The organism is Actinomadura rayongensis, assembly GCF_009831215.1.
In the GTDB taxonomy this organism is placed as follows: Bacteria; Actinomycetota; Actinomycetes; order Streptosporangiales; family Streptosporangiaceae; genus Spirillospora; species Spirillospora rayongensis.
This window is the reverse complement of record NZ_WUTW01000005.1, coordinates 255172-276164: the sequence shown is the minus strand read 5'-3', so window position 1 is coordinate 276164 and position 20993 is coordinate 255172. Positions and strand designations below refer to the sequence as shown.

Below are 20993 nucleotides of genomic sequence, written 5' to 3'. Positions count from 1 at the left end.
TGTCGTCACGATCACCGACTGTCGAAGATCACGCTACCGACTCGGCCCGCCGTTCCCGCGCACCGGCTACCTCGACGGGTCGCGGTCGTAGAGTCTTCGCGCCCACAGGTAGGAGCCCAGCGCGATCGCGACGGCCCAGCCGACGGCGATGGCGGCGTGGTTCCCGATCGGCGTGCCGAACAGCAGCCCGCGCAGCGTCTCGATGACGGGCGTGAACGGCTGGTACTCGGCGAACCAGCGCAACCCGGCCGGCATGGACTCGGTGGGGACGAACCCGCTGCCGAGGAACGGGAGCAGCATCAGCGGCATCGGGGTGTTGCTGGCCGTCTCGACGGACTTGGCGGCCAGGCCGAGCGCGACGGCGAGCCAGGTGAGGGCGAACACGAACAGGGCGAGGACGCCGAGGACGGCGAGCCATTCGAGCGGGCCGGCGTTCGGCCGGAACCCGACCGCCAGCGCGACGCCGACCACGACCGCCATGCTCAGCAGCGTCTGCAGGACGCTGCCCACGACGTGCCCGGTCAGCACCGACGCGCGGGAGATCGCCATCGTGCGGAAGCGCGCGACGATCCCCTCCACCATGTCCATCGAGACCGACACGGCCGTCCCGGTGGCGGCGCCGGCCATCGTCATGAGGATGATCCCGGGCGTCACGTAGTCGACGTACGCGCCGCGTCCGCCGCCGATCCCGGCGCCCAGCGTGGCGCCGAAGACGTAGACGAACAGCAGCAGGAAGACCACCGGCATCCCGACGAGCATCAGCGTCAGGGACGGATAGCGCACCATGTGCCGGAGGTTGCGGCGCAGCATCGTGGCCGAGTCGTGCAGGGCGGGAGCGAGCGCGGTCATCGGGGGTCCTTCGGGTCGTCGCCGGGGCGGCCGGTCAGGGTGAGGAAGACGTCGTCCAGGTCGGGCAGGTGGACCGAGAGCGCCGCCACCTCGATCGACCGGTCGTCCAGCCGGGCGAGCAGGCCGCGCAGCGAGCGGACGCCGCCGTCGCTCGGGACGCGCAGGGTGAGCGCGTCGTCGTCCAGCGAGCCGGTGCCGAGCGCGTCGAGGGCGGCGGCGAGCCCGTCGGGGTCGGCGAAGCGGAGCTGGACGTGCCCGCCGGGGACGAGCCGTTTCAGTTCCTCGGCCGTGCCCTCGGCGATCAGGCGCCCGTGGTCCAGGAGGGCGATGCGGTCGGCCAGCTCGTCGGCCTCCTCCAGGTACTGCGTGGTGAGGAAGATCGTCACGCCGCCCGCGACGAGTTCGCGGATGATCTGCCACATGGTGCGGCGGCTGCGCGGGTCCAGCCCGGTGGTGGGCTCGTCCAGGAAGATCACGCGCGGGTCGCCGACCAGCGTCATCGCGAGGTCGAGGCGGCGCAGCATCCCGCCCGAGTAGGTCGCGGCGGGCTTTCCCGCGGCGTCGGTCAGGTCGAAGCGCTCCAGCAGGTCGGCGGCGCGGCGGCGGCCCTCGGCCTTCCCGAGACGGTGCAGGTCCGCCATGAGGATCAGGTTCTCGGCGCCGGTGAGGAACTTGTCGACGGCCGAGTACTGGCCGGTGACGCCGATGGCGGCGCGCACGGCGTCCGGTTCGCGCGCCAGGTCGTGCCCGGCGACGGTGACGTCGCCGCCGTCCGCGCCGATCAGCGTGGTGAGGATCTTGACGATCGTCGTCTTGCCCGCGCCGTTCGGGCCGAGCAGCGCGAAGATCGTGCCCGCGGCGACCCGGAGGTCCACGCCGTCCAGGACGGTGTGGGAGCCGTAGGACTTGCGCAGCCCGGTCGCGGCGACGGCGGGGGCGGGGGCGGTCGGGGGGTTGCTCATCTGTGCCTCCGGTGGCGGGCGCGGGGTCACGCCCGGTGGATGACGATGTCGCCGTAGCCGGTGTTCGCGCGGACCTCGACGGGCTCCAGGTCCGCGGCGGACGGATCGGGACGGTCGGCGGGCGCGAGGTCGCTGCGCACCAGCCCGTGCTTGGACGCGACGTCGAGCCAGGCCGGGACGCCCGCCGCGACCCCGATCTCGATCTCGCCGAACCGGGTCTCCAGGACGATCGCGCCGCGCACCGCCTCGCCCACCCTGACGCCGCCGAACGCCGTGCGCGCGACCAGCGCGGCGAGCGCCCGCTCGACCGTGACGTCGCCGTGGGCGGTGTTCAGCCGCGCGTCGCCGGTGATCTCGCCGACCGTGATGTCACCGCTTGACGTCTTGACGACGGCAGTGCCGTCGACCGCGCCGATGCGGACCCGGCCCGCGGCGGTCGTCACCTCGACGGGGCCGTCCGCGCGGCCGAGCGTGACGTCGCCCGCGCCGGTGCGGATCTTGAGGCGGCCCGTCCGGTCGAGCCGGACGGCGCCGCCGCCGATGGCGAAGGAGGACTCGCCGAGGCGCCCCTCGCTGCGGAACTCGGCGTTCCCGCGGGCGTCGACGCTCGAACCGGCGGGCAGCTCGATCGTCATGTCGACCGACGGGTACCGGCCGAACAACGAGCGGAGCGCGTACTTGGGCGACCGCACGCTGAGGTGCCCGTCGGCGTACTCGACGCGGGTCTCCTCGGCGGCCTTGACGTCGGCGTCCTCGGCGGGGTCGGCCGGCCGCACCTGGACGACCGTGTCGGCGCGGTCGCTCGCGCGGACGAGGACGCGGCCCGTCACGGTCTCAAGGGCGGCCGTGATCGGCTCGGGTGTGGCGAACGTGGGCATGACGGCGCCTTCCTCTGGCGGGTGAAAAGGGGGGAGCTGCGGGGTCAGCGGACCCAGCCGGTGTAACCGCGGCCGAACGGACGGCCCGTGTCGCCGCCCGGCCGGGGGACCCGGTCCTCCGGTTCCAGCGCGGCGGCCACGGCCCGCACGAGCCAGGAGTTCACCGACAGCCCGGCCTGCCCCGCCGCCGCTTCGATGCGCGGTTTCAGGTGCTCGGGGAGCCGGAGCGTGATCCGGGAGGTGCCGCCCGGATCGTCGGGCTCCGGCGGGACGGGCGGCGCGGGCGGCAGCGGCGGCTTCCCCTCCGCCCGCCGGGCCAGCGCGCGGCGCAGCGTGGCCTCGGCCGCGGACGGCGGGCCGACCGGTTCGTCGTCCGGCGGCGGCGTCACGACGAACTCGGGATCGCGCCCGCGCAGCCGCACTTCGACCGCGCCCGGCGCGAGATCGCGGGTGATCTCGTCCGCCGCGGCCGACAGCGACTCCAGCAGCGCGAGCCGGGCGGCCGAGTCCAGCGCGGCGCTGAGCCGTTCGGCGAGCGCGCGGGCCTCCGCGCCGCCGGCCGCGGCGGCGTTCGCCAGCTCCCGGCGGAGGTTGTCGAGGAAAGGCTCCAGATCCATGACGCCATCATGACGTCACGATGCCGCCGTCGTCAAATCGATCACGACATCACCTCGCCTCGGGGTGATGTCATGGTGGCGTCGAGCCGCGAAACGGCCCGCCGCCCCGGGGGGACGACGGGCCGTGACGAGCAGGCGATCAGCGGGAGGAGCGCACCGCCCGAGCGGCGGCGACCATGTTCCGCAGCGCCGCCTCGGTCTCCGGGTAGGCGCGCGTCTTCAGGCCGCAGTCCGGATTGACCCAGAGCCGCTCCGGCCCGACCGCCCGCAGCGCCGCCCGCAGGTTCCGCTCGATCTCCCCGGCGGACGGGACGCGCGGCGAGTGGATGTCGTACACGCCCGGACCGATCCCGTTCGCATACCCCGCCGCGCGCAGGTCGCCGACCAGTTCCATGGACGACCGCGCCGCCTCGACGCTCGTGACGTCCGCGTCCAGGTCGCCGATCGCGCCGATGATCTCGCCGAACTCCGCGTAGCACATGTGCGTGTGGATCTGCGTGGCGTCCGCGACCCCGGACGTCGCGAACCGGAACGCCCCGACCGCCCACGCCAGGTAGTCCGCGTGCTCGGAGCGCCGGAGCGGCAGGAGTTCGCGCAGCGCGGGCTCGTCCACCTGGACGATGCGGATCCCGGCCGCCTCCAGGTCGCCGATCTCGTCCCGCAGCGCCAGCGCGACCTGCCGCGCGGTGTCGGCGAGCGGCTGGTCGTCGCGGACGAACGACCACGCCAGCATCGTCACCGGCCCGGTCAGCATGCCCTTCACCGGACGGTTCGTCAGCGACTGGGCGTAGGTCGTCCACTCCACGGTCATCGGACGCGGACGCGACACGTCCCCGTACAGGATCGGCGGCCGTACGCAGCGCGTGCCGTACGACTGCACCCACCCGTTCTCGGTGGCGGCGTACCCGTCGAGCTGTTCGGCGAAGTACTGGACCATGTCGTTGCGTTCGGGCTCGCCGTGGACGAGAACGTCCAGCCCGATGTCCTCCTGGAGCCGGACGACCCGGGCGATCTCATCCTTCATCGCCCGCGCGTACTCGGCGTCGCCGAGCCGTCCGGCCCGGTGGTCGGCGCGCACCCGGCGGAGCGCGGCGGTCTGCGGGAACGACCCGATCGTCGTCGTGGCGAGGTCGGGCAGCCCGAGCCGGGCGCGCTGCGCGGCGAACCGGACGGCCCGGTCGCCCCGCCGCGCGTCGCCGAGCACGTCCAGCCGGGCGCGGACCCGGTGGTCGGGCGCCGGACGCGGCGGAGCCGGAGCGTCCAGGTCCAGCGCGCGGCCGAGCGCGACCACCTCGGCGACCTTCTGTCGCGCGAACGCCAGCCGGCCGCGCACCTCGGCGGGCAGCGCGGGCTCGGCGTCCAGGTCGAGCGGGACGTGCAGCAGCGAGCACGACGTGCTCACCTCGACCTTGTCGCTGAGCCCGAGCAGCGCGGGAAGGACCGCCTTGACGCGCGCGACGTCGGTGCGCCACACGTTGCGGCCATCGACCACGCCCGCAACGACGGTCGTGCGAGGCAGGCCGCCGATCGACCCGAGGACGTCCACGTTGCGCGGCCCGGCCACGAAGTCCAGCGCCACAGCTTCCACCGGGGCCGTACCGAGCGCGCGCAGTGCGTCCGCGCCGATCGTCCCGAAGTAGGACGCGACGAGGATCCGGGGCCGGCTGGGCAGCGCGGCGAGCCGCCGGTAGGCCCGCGCGAGCGCCGCCGTCTCCGCGTCGGTGCGGTCGGCGACGAACGCGGGCTCGTCGAGCTGCACCCACGCCGCGCCCGCCCCGGCGAGCCGTTCCAGCAGCTCGGCGTACACCTCGACGAGGCCGTCGAGCAGGTCGAGCGGACGGAACCCGGCGGGCGCGTCCGGCGCCGCCTTCGCCAGCAGCAGGTAGGTCAACGGGCCCACCAGCACCGGACGGGTCTCGACGCCGAGCCCCCGCGCCTCCTGGAACTCGGCGAGAGGCTTCGCCCGCGCGCCCTCGGCCAGCGCGAACCGGGTGCCGGGACCGATCTCCGGGACGATGTAGTGGTAGTTGGTGTCGAACCACTTCGTCATCTCCAGCGCCGGGACGTCCGGGACACCGCGCGCCATCGCGAAGTACCGATCCAGCCCGGTGAGATGGCGGTACCGGTCGGGCACCGCGTCGACCAGCACGCTGGTGTCGAGCATGTGGTCGTAGAGCGAGAAGGTGTTGGACGGGATCGTGTCGAGACCCGCGTCGCGCAGCTCCGTCCACACCGCGCGGCGCAGCTCGCGTGCGGTGCGGGTGAGCGTGGCGGCGTCCGACCGTCCGGCCCAGTAATCCTCGACGGCGAACTTCAGTTCCCTGTGCGCACCGATCCGGGGGTATCCGAGGATCGTCGTTCTCATCGGCAGCATCCCTCGCCTTGCCAGGCGCGGCGCCCGGGGACGGGCCGGCGCGCGCACGGCAGGGCTCACCCCGGCGGGCGCGTCCCAGGCCCTCCCACGAGGCCGCGGACCACCGCGCGCCGGGCGGCGCGCGGGCGGAGGCAGGTCTTCGGACTCGCGGGCGCCATGCCGGACGGGCATGTCCTACTGGCCGTCGCTTCCCAGGCTGCGCGCCCAGTGCGTATGACGGCGGTCGTTCCCACTCACCGCTGCGGGGCAGTCCCGGATTCCCACCGGGTTCCCTCTTACGACACCCGGATCGCGGGGACCCGGGTGAACCGTCCGCGTCCCGGAGTCTAGCGACGCCCTATCCCTACCGTTTAAGTTGACAACCCGCTGAACGCTGCTCCATGATCGCGAACGTTGTCCTCTCGCTGCCCTGGAGTCTGTTTTGAGTGGATTTGAGCCGTCCCGTCGAACCGTGCTGGCGGCCGGTGCCGGCGTCGCGGCGACGGCCCTCGCCGCTCGTCCCGCCGCCGCGGCCCCGGCGCCGCGCCCGAACATCCTGTGGCTGATCAGCGAGGACAACAACCCCTACATCGGCGCGTACGGGGACCGGGTCGCCCGGACGCCGACGCTGGACCGGCTCGCGCGCGAGGGCGTCCGCTACGAGAACGCCTTCTCCGCCGCGCCCGTCTGCGCGCCGTCGCGGTTCGCGCTCGTCACCGGCCTGCCCGCCGAGACCAGCGGCCCCGCAGAGAACATGCGCGCCGTCGGACGGCTGCCGTCGTTCGCGCGGGCCGTCCCGGAGTACCTGCGCGCGGCGGGCTACTACTGCACGAACAACGCCAAGAGCGACTACAACTCGCCGATCGACCCGGCGCGGGTGTGGGACGCGTCCAGCACCACCGCGCACTGGCGGAACCGCCCCGCCGACGCCCCGTTCTACTCGGTCTTCACCTACCTGACGACCCACGAGTCGCAGATCTTCACCGCCGGGCCCGGCCGCACGCGCCCCGAGGACGTCCGCGTCCCCGCCTACGTGCCCGACGTGTCCGAGATCCGCGCGGACCGCGCCCGGTACTACGACCTGATGGAGAAGATGGACGGGCAACTGGCCGCCCGTCTCGCCGAACTGGAAGCCGACGGGCTCGCCGAGGACACCATCGTGTTCTACTTCGGTGACAACGGCGGCATCCTGCCCCGCAGCAAGCGGTACTGCTACGACAGCGGCCTGCGCACACCCCTGATCGTCCGCTACCCGCGCAAATGGGCGCACCTGGCCCCGGCACGCGCCGGATCGGTCGTCACGTCGCCCATCACGGTGTCGCTGGACCTGCCGCCGACCGTCCTGGAACTGGCGGGCCTGCGGGCGCCGGACCACATGACGGGCACGTCCCTCGCCGCGCGGCGTCGTCCCGCCTACGCGTTCGGGATGCGCAACCGGATGGACGAGCGCTACGACGTCGTCCGTACCGTCCGCGACGAACGGTTCTGCTACATCCGCAACTACAGCCCGCACCGTCCGTACGGGCAGCACCAGGCGTACGCGTGGCAGCAGAAGGGCTACCAGGTCTGGGAGCAGGCGCATCTGGACGGCACGCTGACGCCCGTCCAGGAGCGCTTCTGGCGCGAGAAGCCCGCCGAGGAGCTGTACGACCTGCACGCCGACCCCGACGAGGTTTACAATCGGGCCGCCGACCCGCGCTACCGGGGCCACCTGAACCGGCTGCGCCGCGCGCTCGACCAGCACCTTCTCGACGTCAACGACAACGGCTTCATCCCCGAGGGCTCGCCGCTGGAGGGCTACGACGCGAGCCGCGCGCCGGGCGCGTACCCGCTGCGCCGCGTCCTGGACGTCGCCGGAACCGCGATCCGCCGCGACCCCCGCGACGTCGCACGCCTCACCCGCGCCCTAGCCGACAAAAACGAGGTCATCCGCTACTGGGCCGCGTCCGGCCTGCTCATGCAAAAGGGCAAGGCAGCCGCACCGGCCGCCGACGACCTCACCCGAATCCTCGCCGACGACCCGTCGCCGCAGGTCCGCATCGTCGCCGCCGAAACCCTGGCCCGCCTCGGCAACGGCACCGAACAGGCGATCTCCTACCTGGCCGCCACATTGGACGACCACCCCGACGCGCAGGTGCGGCTCCAGGCACTCAACGCGCTCACCTACCTCGGCGACGCCGCACGCCCCGCGCTCCCCGCGATCGACCGCGCCGCGCACTCGACCGCCGAGTACCTGCACAACGCCGGAAAGTACCTGAACCTCGTCCTGACCGGCGCGTACACGCCCACCACCCCGATCTTCGGCGCCTGACCCCGAAAAAGGAGAACGGCCCCCGGCGGGCGAGCCGGGGGCCGTTCACCGAACGGGGGTCAGAAGGCCTCTTCGGGGAGGTCCATCACGTCGAGCGTGGTGGCCTCGACGATCGCGCGGTCGGACGCGATGCGCGGCAGCACCGTCTGGACGAAGAACTGCGCCGCCGTGACCTTGCCGGTGTAGAACGCCTTGTCCGCGTCGGACACGTCGCCGCCGCCGAGCTTGCGCAGCGCGATCTCGGCCTGGCGCAGCAGCAGCCAGCCGACGACCAGGTCGCCGAGCGCGAGCAGCAGCCGGGACGAGTTGAGCCCGATCTTGTAGAGGAGCTTCGGGTCCTCCATCGAGCCGAGCGCCCAGCCGACCATCGGCTCGATGATGCCCTGGACGTCCTCCAGCGCGCGGTTCAGCAGCGCCCGCTCGTTCTTGAGCCGGCCGTTGCCCGCGTCGCCCTCGGCGAACGCCTTGATCTCGCCGGACAGCGCCTTGAGGGCCTCGCCGTTGTCCCGGAGGATCTTGCGGAAGAACAGGTCCTGGCCCTGGATCGCGGTCGTGCCCTCGTACAGGGTGTCGATCTTGGAGTCCCGGATGTACTGCTCGATCGGGTACTCCTGGAGGAAGCCCGACCCGCCGAACGTCTGGAGCGACTCGGCGCCGAGCAGCGCGTAGGCCCGCTCGGACCCGAAGCCCTTGACGATCGGGAGCAGCAGGTCGTTGATCTTCTCCGCCAGCTCGTCCTTGCGGCCCTCGAACTGCGCGATCTGCACGGCGTCCTGGTAGGACGCGGTGAGCAGCACGAGCGCCCGCATGCCCTCGGCGTAGGCCTTCTGCGTGAGGAGGCTGCGCCGGACGTCCGGGTGGTGGGTGATCGTGACGCGCGGGGCGGCCTTGTCGGTCATCTGGGTGAGGTCGGCGCCCTGCACCCGGTTCTTGGCGTAGTCCAGCGCGTTGAGGTAGCCGGTGGACAGCGTCGCGATGGCCTTGGTGCCGACCATCATCCGGGCGTACTCGATGACCATGAACATCTGCTTGATGCCCTGGTGGACGTCGCCGACGAGGTAGCCGATCGCGGGGTGCTTCTCGCCGAGGGTCAGCTCGCAGGTCGTGGAGACCTTGAGGCCCATCTTCTTCTCGACGTTGGTGACGTAGGCGCCGTTGCGCGCGCCCAGCTCACCGGTCTCGACGTCCACGAGGTACTTCGGCACGAGGAACATCGACAGGCCCTTGGTGCCGGGTCCGGCGCCCTCGGGACGGGCCAGCACCAGGTGGAAGATGTTCTCGGACATGTCGTGCTCGGCCGAGGTGATGAAGCGCTTCACGCCCTCGATGTGCCAGGTGCCGTCGGGCTGCTGGACGGCCTTGGTGCGGCCCGCGCCGACGTCGGAGCCCGCGTCCGGCTCGGTCAGCACCATCGTGGCGCCCCACTTGCGCTCCAGCGCCAGCTCGGCGAACTTCTTCTGCTCGGGCGTGCCGATGTTCCACAGGATGTGGGCGAAACCGGGGCCGGCGGCGAACATGTAGACGGCCGGGTTCGCGCCCAGCACCTGCTCGGCGATCGCCCAGGTCAGGCTGCGCGGGGCGCCGGTGCCGCCGAACTCGGGGGAGAGGTCGACGCGGTACCACTCGGCGTCCATCCACGCCTGGTACGACTTCTTGAAGCTCTCCGGCATCGCGACGGTGCCCGTCGCGGGGTCGAACTTCGGCGGGTTGCGGTCGGCGTCCTCGAACGACTCGGCGAGCGGGCCCTCGGCGAGCCGGTTCACCTCGTCCAGGATGCTGCGGACGGTGTCCTCGTCCAGCTCCGCGTACGGGCCGCTGCCGAGCAGGTCCTGGCGGTTGAAAACCTCGAAGAGGTTGAACTCCAGGTCCCGGAGGTTGCTCTTGTAGTGCCCCATCGAACACTCCGTTGGTCCGGCGGCGCGCTCGTGGCCCCGCGGTCGTACTGGTCAGTAACTCAAGTTCATGCTACCCGCTGGTAACCAGTGCGCAACCCGCAGCACCCGGTGGATTGCGGGCGCGCCAGTGAACTCTGGACGGACGGGACAGTGACGTGCATCACACGCGATGAAGAAGGGCGCCCGCGAATCCGGACGGTCATCTGCCGCTTTCACTCCCGGGTCGTCCGACGGTCACCGGAACGCCGCCGCACGGCGTTCCCGAGTGTGCTTGACGTCACTGCCGACCTACCGATAACACAATTCAGGTCTCATTACTGGTAGAACCGACAATCGCCGCATCAGGCCCCTGGCGTCACGGGGGCGCCGTCACATTCCCGGAGCGCCCGGCTCCGCCACCCCGCCACCCCCGCACCGCGCCGGGCCGGACTCGATCGCCGCCGGACGGGTGTGAGCCCGCGCACAGCGTGCAAGAGAGGACGGCCATGAGCCCCATCGACTCCCCGCGCCTCACCGTCATCGGCACGGGGTACCTCGGTGCCACGCACGCCATCTGCATGGCCGCGCTCGGCTACGAGGTCCTCGGCGTCGACGTGGACGAGGAGAAGATCGCCAAACTCCAGTCCGGCGAGACGCCCATCTTCGAGCCCGGCCTGCCCGAACTGCTCACCAAGGCGCTGGACTCCGGACGGCTGCGTTTCACGACGTCCTACACCGAGGCCGCTCGGTTCGGGGACGTCCACTTCATCTGCGTCGGCACCCCGCAGCAGGCCGGATCCGACGCCGCCGACGTCTCCTACGTGGACGCCGCCGTGCGCAGCCTCGCCCCGCACCTGGACCGCCGCGCGCTCGTCGTCGGCCGCTCCACCGTCCCGGTCGGCACCGCCGAGCGGCTGACCGGCCTGCTGCGCGAGCTGGCGCCCGCCGGGACGGACGTCGAACTCGCCTGGAACCCCGAGTTCCTGCGCGAGGGCTTCGCCGTGGACGACACCCTGCACCCCGACCGGCTCGTGTTCGGCGTCGCGTCCGACTGGGCGGAGGAACGGTTGCGGGCGGCGTTCCGGCCCGTCCTGGAGTACGGGGCGCCGGTCGTCCGGACCGACCTCGCCACCGCCGAGCTGGTCAAGGTCGCCGCGAACTCGTTCCTCGCCACCAAGATCTCCTACATCAACGCGATGGCCGAGGTCTGCGAGGCCGTCGGCGCGGACGTCAAGGACCTCGCCGACGCCCTCGCCCTGGACGACCGCATCGGCGGGCGCTTCCTCAAGCCCGGCCTCGGCTTCGGCGGCGGCTGCCTGCCCAAGGACATCCGCGCGTTCGCGCACCGCGCCGAGGAGATGGGCGTCGGCCAGGCCACGTCGTTCCTCCGCGAGGTCGACAAGATCAACCAGCGGCGGCGGGCCCGGACGGTCGACCTCGTCGGCGAACTGCTCGGCGGCCGGATCGCGGGCGCCCGCGTCGCGGCCTGGGGCGCGGCGTTCAAGCCGAACTCCGACGACATCCGCGACGCCCCCGCGCTGGAGGTCGCGCGGACGCTGCACGGCCTCGGCGCGGACGTCCGCGTCTACGACCCGGCCGCGCTCGGCAACGCCCGCCGCGCCTTCCCCGAGCTGTCCTACGGCGAGTCGGCGCTGGACGTGGCGCGCGGCGCGGACGTCGTCGTCCTGCTGACCGAGTGGACCGAGTTCCGCGAGGTCGACCCGGACGCGCTCGGCGCCGTCGTCGACCACCGCCGCATCGTGGACGGCCGGCACGTCCTGAACGCCGGACGCTGGCGGGCGGCGGGCTGGGAGTACCGGGCGCTCGGCCGCCCCTGACGGAACAAAGCGGCGGCGGCCGGCCGTTGACCCAGGTGGGAGTGGTGATCGCTCTCCCGGACGAGGTGCGCCGTACCCGGTGAGCGAAGACGACGCGTGTCCTTCGTCTGCCGGGAGGCTCATCATGGCGTGGCTGCTCGTGATCATCGCGGGCCTGTTCGAGGTCGCGATGGCCCTGTCCCTGAAGGCCAGCCGCGGGTTCACCGCGCTCGGCCCGTCGCTGTCGTTCCTGTTCTTCTCGGTCCTGAGCTTCGGCCTGCTCAGCCTCGCGCTGAAGCGGCTCGACGTCGGCACCGCCTACGCCGTGTGGGTCGGCGTGGGCGCGGTCGGCACGTCCGCGCTCGGCATGGCCGTCCTGCACGACCAGGTGTCCCCGCTGAAGATCGCCGCGCTCGCCCTGATCGTCGTCGGCGTCGTCGGCCTGAACCTGGCCGGGGGCGGTCACTGAGCGAGATCGCGAATCGGCTTCGGGGGGAACTGCCTGGAACGTACCCTCCCCGCAGGGCGTCTATGGGATGCCGGGGTGCCGCGGGGCGCCCGTTGCAGGGAGGAATGAGAGCACGTGGTCTTCAAGCGGCTGAGGCAGGCGATGGGCGTCGGTGGCCCGTCCATCGAGACGGTGCTGCACGACCCGAACACGCAGCCGGGCGGCGTCGTCACCGGTGAGATCACCATCATCGGCGGCGAGTACGAGTCCGACATCATCGGCGTGAACCTCGCGCTGCGCACCAAGGTCGAGGTGGAGACCAGCGACAGCGAGTACAACGCGAACCTCACCTACAACCAGATCCCCGTGGCCGGGGCGTTCCGGCTGAACCCGGGCGCGCGGTACGGGATCCCGGTGCAGTTCCCGATCCCGTGGGAGGCGCCGCTCACCCACATGTACGGGCACCCGCTGCACGGCATGACCGTCGGGCTGGCGACGGAGCTGGAGGTCAAGGGCGCGCTGGACCCGGGCGACCTCGACCCGATCGCGATCCACCCGCTGCCCGCGCAGGAGCGCATTCTCGCGGCGTTCTCCAACCTCGGCTTCCATTTCCGGAACGCCGACTGCGAGAAGGGGCACATTCACGGCGTCCACCAGGAACTGCCCTTCTACCAGGAGATCGAGTTCCACCCGCCGCACCAGTACAGCGGCATCAGCCAGCTCGAAGTGACGTTCGTCGCCAACCCCCACTCGATGGAGGTCATCCTCGAACTGGACAAGCGCGGCGGCCTGTTCACCGAGGGCCACGACTCGTTCAGCCGCTTCACCGTGGACTACGCCACGTTCGGCCAGACGTCCTGGGAGCACGAGCTGGACGGCTACCTCCAGCACGCCGGCCGCCGCCGCGGCTTCTTCTGACGTCCGCCCGCCCTCCGCGGTCTTGATCGCGGAGGGCGGACCCCGTAGAAACAGGGTCCGTGCCCGAACCCCCCGGACTGAACTCGGCCGAACGGCGGCTGTGGTCGGCGTTCCCCGCCGGATCCACGGTCGTCGTCGGCGGCGACCTGCCGGCCGGCCCGCACCCCGACCGGATCGTCCGCGCCGAGATCATCGCGCGGCTGCTGCTCGGCGGACGGGAGACGCGGCCCGGGTTCGTCCCGGCCGTCCGGTTGCGCGGCGCGTACATCGTCGGACGGCTCGACCTGTCCGGCGGGACGGTCGACCACGAACTGCGGCTGGACCAGTGCCGTCTCGTCGAGGCGCCGGACCTGTCCAACGCGCAGACGCGGCAACTGCGGTTCAACGGGTGCAAAATGCCCGGCTTCGACGGCGGCGGGCTGCGCGCGGACGGCTCCTCAGCCTCTCCGACTCGCAGATCGACGGCACGCTGAGCCTCACGCGCGCGCAGCTCTCCGGCGGGCTGCGGCTGAACGCCACGTGCGTCAACGCCCCGGCCGAGGACCGCCTCGCCGTGTTCGCGGGCGGCCTCGTCGTGGACGTCGGCTGCTTCGCGCGCGGGGCCGTCCTGACCGGCGGCGTCCGGCTGACCGGCGCGCGCATGAACGGCGGGCTGTTCATGGAGGGCGCGAAGCTCGTCAACCCGGGACGCATCGCCCTCGACGCGCAGAGCATGGTCGTGGAGGACACCGCCGAGTTCAGCCAGGGGTTCTCCGCGTTCGGGACGGTCCGTATCCGGAACGCCCGGTTCACCGGGATCGTGTCGTTCTCCCGGGCCTTCCTGGACTCCGGCGATCCCGCCCGGATGGCGCTGCACGCCAGCCACATGACCGCCGACGAGCTGCTGCTGTGGCCGGAGGAACGGATCAAGGGGCGCGTCTCGCTGTCCTACTCCCGCGTCTCGCTCGTCATGGACCATCCGGACATCTGGCCGGACGAGCTGTACCTCAACGGTCTCGTCTACGAGACGCTGCGCGGCGGCGAGTTCAAGGACCGGCTGAGCTGGGTCAGCCGCGACCCCGAGTTCCACCTCCAGCCGTTCGAGCAGCTCGCCACCTGGTACCACAGCGTCGGCCACGACGACCTGGCGCGGAAGGTGCAGCTCGCCAAGCTCCGCGCGCGGCGCCGCTCGCTGAACCCGGTCGGCAAGGGCTGGAACACGCTGCTGGACTGGACGGTCGGCTACGGCTACCGGCCGTGGCTGGCGTTCGCGTGGTTCGGCGTCCTGCTCGTCGCGGGGACGGTCGTTTTCTCCCTCGACCGTCCGACGCCCATCAAGCAGCCGGCGGAAGTACCCCGTTTCCACGCCCTCGTCTACAGCCTGGACCTGCTGATACCGATCGACACGTTCGGGCAGCAACAGGCGTTCGACCCGTCCGGGTGGTCGCGCTGGGTCGCCTACGGGCTCGTCGCGGCGGGCTGGGTCCTCGCGACGGCGCTCATCGCGGGCGTGACCCGCGTCCTGCGTCCGAACTAGCCCGAAATCCATGGCCGGGCCGTAACACTGATATATCGTCCGGCAACGCCGTCGTAATCGTTCCTTTCTACCGTCACCCCCAGACCGACGCAGGGGAGACGGCGTGAACCCACGGCACCGCGCCGCACCGGCGCGCGCCCGGACCGGCGGGACGCGCGGGAGCATCAGAACGCGCATGGCGGTGATCCTCGCCGTGCCCACGGCGGCGCTCGTCGCGCTCGTCCTCGCCGCGACGCTCGCCCAGGTGCGCGCGGCCGAGCGCGCGGCGACCGTCGCCGACGACGTCGAACTCGCGCTCGCCGCCCAGGAGCTGATCCACTCCGTGCAGCGCGAACGCGGCCTCACCAGCGGGTTCATGGGCGGCGCGACCGACTACCGGCCGCGCGTGATCGCCCAGCGCGCGGCGTCGGACCGGGCCAGGACGGCGCTGGACCGGCTGCTGGCGCGCCGCGACGCTCGCGTCGTCCGCGACGGCCTGGCGGGCTTCGACGGCCTCGGCGAGCTGCGCGGCTCCGTGGACGCCGGGCACGCGTCCCGCACCGCCGTCCTGGATCGTTACACGGCCGCGATCGCGCGGCTGAACACGGCGCTGCGCGGCCTGGCCACGTCCGACGATCCACAGCTCGCGCGCGGACTTGACGCGCTCCGCACGCTCGGCGACGCCAAGGAGCACATGGCGCTCGAACGCGGCCATCTCAACGGTGTCTTCGCGGTGGGACGGTTCACCGCCGCCGACTACCGGCGGTTCACCGAGGTCCGCGCCCGCAAGCTGGACGCGCTGGAGCGCTTCCGCGCCGTCGCGACGCCCGTCCGCCGCGACGCGCTCGACGCCGCGCTGCGCACCGGCGCCGCGAGCACCGCCGCCGCCCTGGAGGAACGCGCGCTCGAAGGCGCGGCCGGACGCCGCCTCGGCGTCTCGCCGCCGCAGTGGTGGGCGGCCATGACGACCGTGGTGGACGACCTGCGCACCGTCCAGCTCGGCATCGGCGCCGACGTGCGGCACCGCGCCGCCGACCTGCGCGCCGCCGCCCGGGTCCGGCAGGCCGTGTACGGCGCGGGCGCGCTGCTCGTGCTGGTCGTCGCGATCCTGCTGTGGCTCTACACGGCGCGGTCGATCGTCCGGCCGCTGCGCACGCTGGCCGCCGAGGCGCGCGACGTCGCCGAGCGGACGCTGCCCGCCGCCGTCGAGGCCGTCCAGTCCGGGGAGCGCGCGGGCCCCGTCGAGCCGTCCAGGCTGCTGACCCGCCGGGACGAGTTCGCCGAGGTCGCGGGCGCGCTGGACGCCGTCCGCCGGACCGCCGTCGAGCTGGCGTCCGAGCAGGCCGTGCTGCGCCGCAACTCCGCCGAATCGCTCGCCAACCTCGGCCACCGCAACCAGAACCTCGTCCGCCGCCAGCTCGGCTTCATCACCACGCTCGAACGCGACGAGACCGACCCCGGCGCGCTGGCGAACCTCTTCGAGCTGGACCATCTCGCCACCCGCATGCGCCGCAACGCCGAGAGCCTGCTCGTGCTCGCCGGACGGCACGCGCCCCGGCGCTGGTCCGGCCCGATCCCGATCGGGGACGTCCTGCGCTCGGCGTTCGCGGAGGTCGAGGAGTACCGCCGCGTCACGCTCCGCCGGACGGACGACGCGTACCTCGCGGGCACGGCGGCGGCCGAGGTCGCCCACCTGCTGGCGGAGCTGGTGGAGAACGCGCTGACGTTCTCGCCGCCGGACCGGGAGGTCGAGGTCCAGGCCCGGCTGGCGGACGGCGAGTACCACATCGCGATCGTCGACCAGGGCGTCGGCATGGACCCCGAGGCCCTCGCGGCGGCCAACGAGCGGCTGCGCGGCGAGGGCGGCCACCTGGTGGAGTCGGCGCGCCGCCTGGGCCACCACGTCGTCGGACGGCTGGCCGCGCGGCTCGGCGTCCGCGTGTGGCTGCACGACTCGCCGCTGACCGGGGTGACGGCGCGGGTCGTGCTGCCCGCGTCGCTGCTGGTCGAGGAGCGGGCCGCCGAGCCCGTGCCGGAGCCCGTCCCGGCCGGAGCGCCGCCGGAACGCCCGGTGGGTCCGGTCGTCACGCCTGTCACGACGACGCGCAACGGCCTGGTGAAGCGCACCCCGGCGGCGCCGCGCCGTCCCGTCCGGCCGGAGCGGGCGGTGCCGCCGCGCGACCCGGCGGAGGTCCGCTCGGTGCTGGAGACGTTTCGCTCCGGCGTCCACCGCGCCCGGTCCGCCGACCCCGAGAACGAGGAGACCTCCCCATGACCGTTGCCCGGACCGACGACGTCACCTGGCTGCTGGACGACTTCGTGCGCGGCACCGACGGCGTCGCCGAGGCCGTCGCGGTGTCGTCGGACGGCCTGCTGATGGCCCGCTCCGCGGACGCGCACGCCGACCGCGAGTCGGCGGAGCACCTGGCCGCGATCGTCGCGGGCGTGACGAGCCTGGCGCGCGGCGCGGCCCACCGGTACGACTTCGAGGGCCTGCGCCTGGTCATGATCGAGATGAACCGGGGCTTCCTGCTGATGTCGGTGATCTCCGACGGGAGCTGCCTCGGCGTGGTCGCGTCCGACGGCGCCGATCTCGGGCTCGTCGGCCACCAGATGGCGCTGCTGTGCGACCGGTTCGGGACGCTGCTCACCCCGCAGCTCGTGTCGGAACTGAAGCTCCAGGTCCTGCGGTGAACGACGACCCCGACCCGATCCTGCGGCCGTTCATCGTCACCGGCGGCCGTACCCATCCGGTGGACCAGCGGCTCCGCGTGGAGACGCTGGTCAGCGCCGCCCCGGCGGCCCTCGCGGCGCCGCTCGGGTTCGAGCGGCGGCGGATCGTCGAGCTGTGCCGCCTGCCGGTGTCGGTCGCGGAGATCGCGCGGGGCGTCGGCGTGCCGGTCGGGGTCGCGCGGGTGCTGGTGGCGGACCTGCTCGCCGAGCGGCTGGTGACGATCCACGCGAGCGTCACCGATACGCCGAACGTGACACGTGAACTGCTGGAACGCATCCGGGACGGTGTCCGTGCCCTCTGATCCCGTCTCCGCGAAGATCGTCGTGTCCGGCGGCTTCGGGGTCGGCAAGACGACGTTCGTCGGCGCGCTGTCGGAGATCACGCCGCTGACGACCGAGGCCGCGCTCACCGAGGTCTCGCGGGGCGTGGACGACACGTCCGCCGTCGCCGCGAAGTCCACGACGACGGTCGCGTTCGACTTCGGCCGCGTCACGCTGGACGGCAATATCGTCCTCTACCTGTTCGGCACGCCCGGCCAGGAGCGCTTCACGTTCCTGTGGGACGACCTGGTGGACGGCACGCTCGGCGCGGTCGTCCTCGTCGACACCCGCCGGATCGGCGACGCCTACCCCGCGCTCGACTACTTCGAGTCCGCCGGGATCCCGCTCGCGGTCGGCCTCAACGAGTTCCCCGACGGCGAGCGGTACGCGCTGGAGGAGGTCCGCGAGGCGCTCGGCGTCGCGGCGGGCGTCCCGCTGGTGCCGTGCGACGCCCGGGACAGGACGGCCGTGAAACGCGTCGTCCTCGCACTGCTCGACCTCGTCATCGACGGAGCCTGAACTCGACGGGCGCGGGAGGCGTCGATCCAGGTACGGGAGTCCACGAGAATGGGGCGTCATGGGCACGTATCTGATCACCGGGGCGACCGGCGGCATCGGCACCGCCGTCGCGGGGCTGCTGCGCGACAAGGGGCACGACCTCATTCTCAGCGGACGCTCGCCGGAGCGTCTGACCGACCTGGCCGAGACGCTGCGCAAGGGCGCGCACGCGCGCACGCAGGCGTTCCACGTCGGGTCCGGGGGCGCGCCGGCCGCCGGGCCGGGGATCACGACGCTCCCGCTCGACCTCACCGAGCCGCGCCGGCTGGAGGCCCGGCTCGTCGCGGCCGGGCCGCCCGCGCGGCTGGACGGGCTGATCCACGCCGCCGGGGTCGTCCACCTCGGGACGGTCGGGGAGCTGGAGGCCGACGACTGGCTCGACCACGTGACCGTCAACCTCGTCTCGGCGGCGGAGCTGACCCGGCTGCTGCTGCCCGCTCTGCGCGCCGCGTCCGGGGACGTCGTGTTCGTCAACTCGACGGCGGGCCTGCGCGCCAACCCGGGCTGGTCGGCGTACGCGGCGAGCAAGGCGGGGCTGCGGTCGCTGGCGGACGCGCTGCGCGCCGAAGAGGCGGACGTCCGCGTCACCACGGTCTTCCCCGGCCGTACCGCGTCGCGGATGCAGGAGAGCGTCCGCGCGCAGGAGGGACGGTCGTACGACCCGAGCGACTACGCGTCCGCCGAGACGGTCGCCAAGGTGCTCGTGAGCGCGCTGGAGGCGCCGCGCGACGCCGTGGTGGCCGAGGTGTCGGTCCGGCCGCACTGACGCGGCGTCAGGCGTGGGCGCTCCGGCGCAGCGCCCACGCGGCGGCCACGCCGCCGATCAGCCCGAACAGGTGCCCCTGCCAGGAGATGCGCGGGTCGCTCGGCAGGACGCCGAACACGAGCGTCCCGTAGAACGCGACGACGGCGACCGCGATGACGATGTCCAGCACGCGGCGCTCGAACACGCCCCGGCCGAGCAGGTACCCGAAGAACCCGAAGATCAGGATGCTGGAGCCGAGCGTGTTCGCCGAGCCGGTGAACCACACGCCGAGCCCGCCGGTCACGATGACGATCAGCGACATCCCGAGGAACTTCGCGATCCCGCGCCAGGCCGCGAGGAAGCCGAGCACGACGAACGGGACGGTGTTGCCCGTCAGGTGGTCGAAGCCGCCGTGCAGGAACGGCGCGGTGAAGATGTCCGGGAGATCGGCGACGTCGCGGGGCTGGATGCCGTAGCGGTCCAGTGAGTTGTCCGTGGCGACGTCGACGATCTCCAGCAGCCACATCACGGCGGTGACGGCGAGGACGAGCACCGCCGCCGTCACGGCCCGCGCGCCCTGCGTCGCGAGCCCGGCGGACGGGCGCTGGTCGGGAACCGGGGGGCTCATGGCATCACCGTAAGGCGAGGAGGTGCGTGCGTCACCCGGTTCAACGTCCGGTTCGCCGGAAAAGTGCCTGGGTCAGGCGGCGTCGGCGCCGACCGGGACGTCGCCCCGGACCATGATGACCGGCAGCCGCCGGCGGGCGGGCGCCTCGGCCTCGCGGCGCAGGCGGCGGCGCTCCTCGGGGGTCGTGCCGCCCCAGATGCCGTCCGGCTCGCCGACGCGCAGCGCCCAGGTCAGGCAGTCGCTCACGACGGGGCAGTTTCCGCAGATCCGCTTCGCCGCCCGCTCCTGTTCCTTCAGGATGGACGCCGAGTACCCGATCGGGAAGAAGAGGTCGGGATCGGCGCCGCGGCAGATGGCGTGGTCGCTCCAGTGTTCTTCGGTGCTCGGTGTCGACATGACGTCTCCCTGCGGCGGTTCGCGCCGAGTGCAGAAGCGGGGTGGGTTTGTCCTCCACCTAACGTAGTACTACGTCCGGTAGTACTACAAGTCGTTGGGACAAAGGCCGGAGAACGTCCCGATAGCCTGTTGACGTGCGGCGTGATCCAGAAGTGACCTTTCGCGAGGCGACGCGGGACGACCTCCCCGCGATCGTCCACCTGTTGGCCGACGACCCCCTGGGCGCGACCCGCGAATCCCCCGGCGCGGTCATCCCGGCGGCCTACTTCGACGCCTTCGCGGCCATCGAGAAGGATCCGAACAACTTCCAGATCGTCGCCGAGATCGACGGCGTCGTGGCGGGCACGTTCCAACTCACCTACATCCCCGGCCTCACCTACACCGGAGGAGAGCGCGCGCAGATCGAGGGCGTGCGCGTCGCGGCCGAGCAGCGCGGCCACGGCATCGGCCAGATCATGATCGGCTGGGCGATCGACCAGGCGCGGGCCCGGGGCTGCCGCGTCGTCCAGCTCACGACCGACCGCCAGCGGCCCCAGACCATCCGCTTCTACCAGAAGATCGGCTTCATCCCCTCCCACATGGGCATGAAGTACCACCTGCGCGACGACTGAAGTCTCACCGCGCGGCGCGTACCTTGGCGACCTTCGCGCCGTCCGCGCCGATCGGCGCGGTGACCTGCGACCGCAGCCACAGGCCGAGCACGGCCGTCAGCAGCGCGCCCGCCGTCGTGATCTGCTTCTGGTCGATGTCCGCGCCGAACGACACGGCGAGCTGGAGGATCGCCACCAGCACGCCCGACGCCGCCGGGACGATCTGGTCGCGCGCGACCGACAGGGCGATGACCAGGCCCATCACGGCCGTCGTCGCGGCGTTGATCCAGGCCTGCTGCTGCTCGCTGAGATCGACGCCCCAGGCGACGAGGAACTGAACGGCGACGGCGGTGAGGGCGGTCCACAGGGCGGGTTCGCGCCCGAGAATCTTCATGATCGCTCCTTGCGTCCGATCCGGGGGTGACCGGGACCACGATTCTTTCGAAATGTTCCCCGCGCCGTCCGCGATGACCTCCACCGGTCACTTTCCGGACGGCTCG

The 20993-nt window shown here is 72.5% G+C and carries 21 protein-coding genes and 2 riboswitches; of the genes, 12 read left to right on the top strand and 9 right to left on the bottom strand.

Going from position 1 to position 20993, the window contains the following annotated elements; all coding sequences use genetic code 11:
* Positions 1–66: 66 nt before the first annotated feature.
* The 5 genes from GQ466_RS22850 to metE all read right to left on the bottom strand — a co-directional run bounded on the left by GQ466_RS22850 (position 67) and on the right by metE (position 5671).
* Positions 67–849 (bottom strand): ABC transporter permease, encoded by a 783-nt coding sequence (locus GQ466_RS22850; RefSeq protein WP_161105053.1) that lies wholly within the window; start codon positions 847–849, stop codon positions 67–69.
* Entirely contained in the window at positions 846–1811 is a 966-nt protein-coding gene (locus GQ466_RS22845) for an ATP-binding cassette domain-containing protein (RefSeq protein ID WP_161105052.1), read from the bottom strand. Before GQ466_RS22845 ends, GQ466_RS22850 begins: the two co-directional genes overlap by 4 nt.
* 26 nt (positions 1812–1837) lie before the next feature.
* A complete protein-coding gene (locus GQ466_RS22840; RefSeq protein WP_161105051.1) occupies positions 1838–2689 on the bottom strand; it encodes a DUF4097 family beta strand repeat-containing protein in 852 nt (283 codons plus the stop codon).
* 44 nt (positions 2690–2733) lie between these two features.
* The gene (locus GQ466_RS22835) at positions 2734–3306 is read right to left on the bottom strand and encodes a hypothetical protein (protein ID WP_161105050.1); all 573 of its coding nucleotides are present in this window, start codon (positions 3304–3306) and stop codon (positions 2734–2736) included.
* Positions 3307–3445: 139 nt separating this feature from the next.
* Positions 3446–5671: a 5-methyltetrahydropteroyltriglutamate--homocysteine S-methyltransferase gene (metE, locus tag GQ466_RS22830; protein WP_202420948.1), complete on the bottom strand. Its 2226-nt coding sequence runs from the start codon at positions 5669–5671 to the stop codon at positions 3446–3448.
* Positions 5672–5810: 139 nt separating this feature from the next.
* Positions 5811–5990, bottom strand: a riboswitch (cobalamin riboswitch).
* A gap of 141 nt (positions 5991–6131) precedes the next feature.
* On the opposite strand from metE, the gene GQ466_RS22825 reads away from it, so the two are divergent.
* Complete coding sequence (locus tag GQ466_RS22825) at positions 6132–7970, top strand: sulfatase-like hydrolase/transferase (RefSeq protein WP_337193587.1); 1839 nt, start codon at positions 6132–6134, stop codon at positions 7968–7970.
* A gap of 59 nt (positions 7971–8029) precedes the next feature.
* On the opposite strand, the gene GQ466_RS22820 is transcribed toward GQ466_RS22825, so the two are convergent.
* Positions 8030–9865: an acyl-CoA dehydrogenase gene (locus GQ466_RS22820; RefSeq protein ID WP_161105047.1), complete on the bottom strand. Its 1836-nt coding sequence runs from the start codon at positions 9863–9865 to the stop codon at positions 8030–8032.
* 485 nt (positions 9866–10350) lie between these two features.
* On the opposite strand from GQ466_RS22820, the gene GQ466_RS22815 reads away from it, so the two are divergent.
* From GQ466_RS22815 to GQ466_RS22775, 10 genes are all read left to right on the top strand, one after another.
* Positions 10351–11682, top strand: coding sequence for a UDP-glucose dehydrogenase family protein (locus tag GQ466_RS22815; protein WP_161105046.1), 1332 nt, complete (start codon positions 10351–10353; stop codon positions 11680–11682).
* Between the two features lie 34 nt (positions 11683–11716).
* A riboswitch (guanidine-III (ykkC-III) riboswitch) is annotated at positions 11717–11781 on the top strand.
* Positions 11782–11806: 25 nt separating this feature from the next.
* The gene (locus GQ466_RS22810; RefSeq protein ID WP_161105045.1) at positions 11807–12130 is read left to right on the top strand and encodes a DMT family transporter; all 324 of its coding nucleotides are present in this window, start codon (positions 11807–11809) and stop codon (positions 12128–12130) included.
* 114 nt (positions 12131–12244) lie between these two features.
* Positions 12245–13027, top strand: coding sequence for a sporulation protein (locus tag GQ466_RS22805; RefSeq protein ID WP_161105044.1), 783 nt, complete (start codon positions 12245–12247; stop codon positions 13025–13027).
* A gap of 59 nt (positions 13028–13086) precedes the next feature.
* A complete protein-coding gene (locus GQ466_RS31880) occupies positions 13087–13500 on the top strand; it encodes a hypothetical protein (protein ID WP_237418259.1) in 414 nt (137 codons plus the stop codon).
* On the top strand, positions 13416–14543 hold the full coding sequence (locus tag GQ466_RS22800; protein WP_237418258.1) for a pentapeptide repeat-containing protein: 1128 nt from the start codon (positions 13416–13418) through the stop codon (positions 14541–14543). The genes GQ466_RS31880 and GQ466_RS22800 overlap by 85 nt, the downstream gene beginning before the upstream one ends.
* Before the next feature lie 103 nt (positions 14544–14646).
* Complete coding sequence (locus GQ466_RS22795) at positions 14647–16797, top strand: nitrate- and nitrite sensing domain-containing protein (RefSeq protein WP_161105043.1); 2151 nt, start codon at positions 14647–14649, stop codon at positions 16795–16797.
* The gene (locus tag GQ466_RS22790) at positions 16794–17216 is read left to right on the top strand and encodes a roadblock/LC7 domain-containing protein (protein ID WP_161105042.1); all 423 of its coding nucleotides are present in this window, start codon (positions 16794–16796) and stop codon (positions 17214–17216) included. Before GQ466_RS22795 ends, GQ466_RS22790 begins: the two co-directional genes overlap by 4 nt.
* Positions 17213–17557: a DUF742 domain-containing protein gene (locus tag GQ466_RS22785; RefSeq protein WP_161105041.1), complete on the top strand. Its 345-nt coding sequence runs from the start codon at positions 17213–17215 to the stop codon at positions 17555–17557. Before GQ466_RS22790 ends, GQ466_RS22785 begins: the two co-directional genes overlap by 4 nt.
* Positions 17547–18095, top strand: coding sequence for an ATP/GTP-binding protein (locus GQ466_RS22780; RefSeq protein ID WP_161105040.1), 549 nt, complete (start codon positions 17547–17549; stop codon positions 18093–18095). Before GQ466_RS22785 ends, GQ466_RS22780 begins: the two co-directional genes overlap by 11 nt.
* Positions 18096–18153: 58 nt before the next feature.
* A complete protein-coding gene (locus GQ466_RS22775; protein ID WP_161105039.1) occupies positions 18154–18900 on the top strand; it encodes an SDR family oxidoreductase in 747 nt (248 codons plus the stop codon).
* 7 nt (positions 18901–18907) lie between these two features.
* Here the strand turns inward: GQ466_RS22775 and GQ466_RS22770 are convergent, their stop codons facing one another.
* Positions 18908–19507, bottom strand: a complete 600-nt coding sequence (locus GQ466_RS22770) for a rhomboid family intramembrane serine protease (protein WP_161105038.1) — start codon at positions 19505–19507, stop codon at positions 18908–18910.
* 72 nt (positions 19508–19579) lie between these two features.
* The gene (locus GQ466_RS22765; protein ID WP_161105037.1) at positions 19580–19903 is read right to left on the bottom strand and encodes a WhiB family transcriptional regulator; all 324 of its coding nucleotides are present in this window, start codon (positions 19901–19903) and stop codon (positions 19580–19582) included.
* Positions 19904–20055: 152 nt separating this feature from the next.
* Between GQ466_RS22765 and GQ466_RS22760 the strand changes: the two genes are divergently transcribed.
* Positions 20056–20514 (top strand): GNAT family N-acetyltransferase, encoded by a 459-nt coding sequence (locus GQ466_RS22760; RefSeq protein WP_161105036.1) that lies wholly within the window; start codon positions 20056–20058, stop codon positions 20512–20514.
* 4 nt (positions 20515–20518) lie between these two features.
* Here GQ466_RS22760 and GQ466_RS22755 read toward each other — a convergent pair whose 3' ends face one another.
* Positions 20519–20887, bottom strand: a complete 369-nt coding sequence (locus GQ466_RS22755; RefSeq protein WP_161105035.1) for a hypothetical protein — start codon at positions 20885–20887, stop codon at positions 20519–20521.
* Positions 20888–20993 lie beyond the last annotated feature (106 nt).